Here is a 3,544-nt window from a genome sequence, read left to right as displayed (position 1 = left end):
CGTCCCCGGCACCAACCGCTCTGTGATGCATAAGCACACCCATCCGGCACCCGAGCGAACGAGAAGGTCCGGCCGCATCCGTGCCCGGGGGGCAATCGCGAAGCGCGCTCGGAAGCGACCGAGAGAACACTGAGCGAGATGCGCACTGGGTCCAAAATGGCACCGATCATCTGTGGACAGGCGGGTTTGTCTCGGCACCCCGCGATCCGCAGGACGTGAGACGCCGCATGCTGTGGCCTCCAGCAAACAAAGGAGGCAATCATGCCGAAGCAGAAGCGCAGGCATTGGAACAGCGTAGAGAGTCGGCTGCACTTTGCGAAACCGTATGTCGATGGCTTCGAGCACTGGCTTCAAGACCATGGATACACGCCGAGCACCATTGAAGAGCAGGTGAGGCTACTCGCAGGCTGGACCGACTGGATGCATGCGGCAGGTTTTGCGCTCGACAATATTTTGGACGGGCTCACCGCATCCACGGCGGTCTTCAAAGGGAAGAAGAGCATCCGCGCATACGCCGGCGCAGGTCGGCTGTTCATCCGCTATCTTCGAGATCGAGAAACCCTTCCCCGATCGGCACCACCGCCATCGCCGACAGATATCTGGCCGCTCCTTGCGGCATTCCGGCGGTGGATGCGTGACCAACGGGGTGTCGCCAACTCGACGCTCGATACCTATCAGTCGATCCTGGTCGATCTTCTCAAAGCGCTCGGCGACAACCCGACAGTTTTTACCGCTCATGCAATCCGGGCTTTCGTCCTTGAACGGGCCAAGCCGCACAGCCGCGGGCGCGCCAAATCGATTGCCGTTGCGACGCGCGCGTTCCTCCGATTCCTGGTGGCAACTGGAAAATGCCCGGTGGGACGGGATTATGCTGTTCCCGGCTTCGCCAACTGGCAATTGGCGTCGGTTCCGAAATTCCTTGCCGACGATGATATCGACCGCACCATCGCAGCTTGCGAGGACGAAGGCCGGTTGCGCGACAAGGCGATCATTCTGCTTCTTGCCCGTCTCGGGCTGCGGGCCAGCGAGGTGGCCAACCTGAAATTGGCCGATGTCGACTGGCGAAACGGGCGTATTGCCGTTGCAGGCAAATCCCGCCGCGAGGAGTGGCTTCCGCTGACCCAAGAGGTCGGCGACGCGATGATCGCCTACATCGAGCGGGCTAGGCCACGGTTGCCGACACCTCGCGTGTTCATCACCGAAGCTGCGCCAGTTCGACCGCTGAGCCGCATCGCCGTCAAATGCATCGTGCGTCGCACGCTGCTCAGAGCCGGGATCGAAAGCATTCATCGCGGCGCCCATGTGCTGCGTCATTCCGCGGCCACGGCGATGCTGCGGCACGGCGTCAGTTTGACCGGTGTCGGCGCGGTTCTACGTCACAGATCACCGGCGGTGACGATGCACTACGCCAAGGTGGACTTCGCCCTCTTGTCGGAGATCGCGCAGCCCTGGGTCGGGAGGCTGCCATGCTGAGCGACGATGCGGAACGTTACATCGAGCTTCGCCGGACACTCGGCTTCAAGCTCCGAAAGCCGTCGCGACATCTTCAATCCTTTGCCCGTTTTGCATCGGAAAAGGGAGAGATCTATGTCAGCGCGGCCACGGCGCTGGAATGGGCGACGATGGCACCAACACGGGGCGCCCGGCATCGCCGCCTCGGCGATGTAGGACGCCTCGCGCTTTTTTTGCGGGCCGAGAATGCCAAACATGAGGTGCCGGTTAATCTCTTTGCCGAACGCGCATCGCGGCCTGTTCCGTATATCTACACCCGGGATGAGTTGACCCGCATCCTTGATGCTGCCGGTCAGCTCCGACGGCAGAAGCCCAATCCCTTGCGCCGGCAGCTCTATGTTATGCTGTTCGGACTTATCGCCGCCACGGGGCTGCGCGTATCTGAGGCGCTCGAACTCCGGTTTGGCGACATTCTGGCCGGCGGCGTTCTACATATCCGCGACACCAAGTTCGGCAAGAGCCGGCTCGTGCCGTTGCACACCACCGTGGTGGAGGCTCTCGACCGCTACCTCGACAGGCGCCGCCTTGTCGCAGGATCGGACGATCACCTGTTCCCATCCGTGAAAGGTAAGGTACTCGCCTCCAGCACGGTGAACTATACATTCCGTTGCATCCTGCGGATTGCGAATATTGCTCCGGAGCGGTCCCGACGGCCACGCATTCATGACCTTCGCCATAGCTTCGCGACGCATGTTCTGGAGCAATGCAACACGAAGCGCGACGCGGTCGCCCGGCACTTCGTTGCCCTGGCGACCTATCTGGGTCATGTCGATATCAAGCACACCTACTGGTATCTACAGGCGACACCGGAGCTGATGACCGACATCGCCGCCGCGGCCGAAACCTTGATCATGGGGGAGGCCCTATGACCCTCCTTGCCCCCTTGATCACCGGCTTCATGCGCGACTACATGCCCCGTCAGCGGGGCTATAGCCCGCATAGCTGCGAGGCTTATGCCTACAGCTTCCGGCTCCTGTTCGCCTTCGCGGCGAAGCGCATCCGGACCATGCCATCGCAGCTTCACATCGAACAACTCGATGCGGCATTGATCCTGGACTTCCTTGTTCACATCGAGCGCGAGCGCGGCAATGGAGCCACCACCCGCAATCTGCGTCTTGCCGCGATCAAGACGTTCATGCGCTATGTCGAATACCAGGTGCCTTCGGCTCTGGAGCAGATCGGTCAGATCCACGCCATCCCCGTCAAGCGCCACGATCAGAAGCTCATCCGTCACCTGATCATGGTGGAGGTGCGCGCGATCCTGAATGCGCCGGACCTCACGACACGTCTGGGCGTACGCGATCGGGCGATGATGCATCTTTGCTTCGCGGCCGGACTGCGCGTCTCGGAACTGGTCGGGGCCATGATGGCGAATCTATCCCTGCAGCGGCCGCCGAGCCTTCTGGTCCTGGGAAAGGGTCGCAAGGAGCGATGTCTTCCACTCTGGAAAGAAACCGCGGCCGATCTGCGGGCGTGGCTGACGCTGCGGGGCTCGGTTCGTGTGCCCGAGCTCTTCGTCAATGCCGAAGGGACGCCAATGACGCGAGCCGGCTTCGAATATGTGCTGGAGAAGCATGCTCGGGCGGCGGCCGAGACGTGTCCGTCCCTACGCGGCCGTTCGATATCGCCTCATCAGCTGCGCCACAGTTGCGCGGTGATCATGCTGCAAGCCACGCACGACATCCGAAAGGTCGCCTTGTGGCTGGGCCATGCCGATATCCGCACCACGGAGGTCTACCTGCGCATGGACCCCACCGAAAAGCTGGAGGCGGTTGAAGCGGTCGTTCCGCCGGAACTGCGGCGCGGACGGTTCAAAGCTCCGGATGCGTTGATTGCCTCTTTGTTGGCGGATATATCGCCGCCGCCGGCGTGAAAAGCCGATCTGCACCGAGTGGTCGCGATCCGTCGAGGTCCTCCCGGTGCAGCCCCTCGTTCGCATAAATTGTCCAGGCAGTCCATATCCTCATGGTTCGGTCGTGAATCGGTGGGTGGGCGCCTTGTGACGCGTGCGCGTACGTTGGTGCCGGGGACA

At 62.0% G+C, this 3,544-nt stretch carries 3 protein-coding genes; all 3 read left to right on the top strand.

From position 1 onward, the window contains the following. Nucleotides 1-261: 261 nt before the first annotated feature. Genes C7G61_RS42220 through C7G61_RS42210 form a run of 3 tightly spaced genes read left to right on the top strand, consistent with a single transcriptional unit; the run spans nucleotide 262 to nucleotide 3,385 of the window. Complete coding sequence (locus C7G61_RS42220) at nucleotides 262-1,473, top strand: tyrosine-type recombinase/integrase (RefSeq protein WP_108523366.1); 1,212 nt, start codon at nucleotides 262-264, stop codon at nucleotides 1,471-1,473. Next, nucleotides 1,467-2,381 carry a tyrosine-type recombinase/integrase gene (locus C7G61_RS42215; protein ID WP_108523365.1) on the top strand — a complete coding sequence of 305 codons (915 nt, stop codon included), beginning with the start codon at nucleotides 1,467-1,469 and terminating at the stop codon, nucleotides 2,379-2,381. Before C7G61_RS42220 ends, C7G61_RS42215 begins: the two co-directional genes overlap by 7 nt. Then, nucleotides 2,378-3,385 carry a tyrosine-type recombinase/integrase gene (locus C7G61_RS42210; RefSeq protein WP_108523364.1) on the top strand — a complete coding sequence of 336 codons (1,008 nt, stop codon included), beginning with the start codon at nucleotides 2,378-2,380 and terminating at the stop codon, nucleotides 3,383-3,385. The genes C7G61_RS42215 and C7G61_RS42210 overlap by 4 nt, the downstream gene beginning before the upstream one ends. The last annotated feature ends 159 nt before the right edge of the window (nucleotides 3,386-3,544 follow it).

Source organism: Bradyrhizobium algeriense, assembly GCF_003062295.1.
Classification (GTDB): domain Bacteria; phylum Pseudomonadota; class Alphaproteobacteria; order Rhizobiales; family Xanthobacteraceae; genus Bradyrhizobium; species Bradyrhizobium algeriense.
The sequence above is the reverse complement of the archived record's forward strand: the minus strand, read 5'-3'. Positions and strand labels throughout refer to the sequence as shown.

Bases quoted from the DNA above. Each gene is read 5' to 3' on its own strand.
- C7G61_RS42220 (WP_108523366.1), top strand. From the start codon at position 262: ATGCCGAAGCAGAAGCGCAGGCATTGGAACAGCGTAGAGAGTCGGCTG.
- C7G61_RS42215 (WP_108523365.1), top strand. From the start codon at position 1,467: ATGCTGAGCGACGATGCGGAACGTTACATCGAGCTTCGCCGGACACTC.
- C7G61_RS42210 (WP_108523364.1), top strand. From the start codon at position 2,378: ATGACCCTCCTTGCCCCCTTGATCACCGGCTTCATGCGCGACTACATG.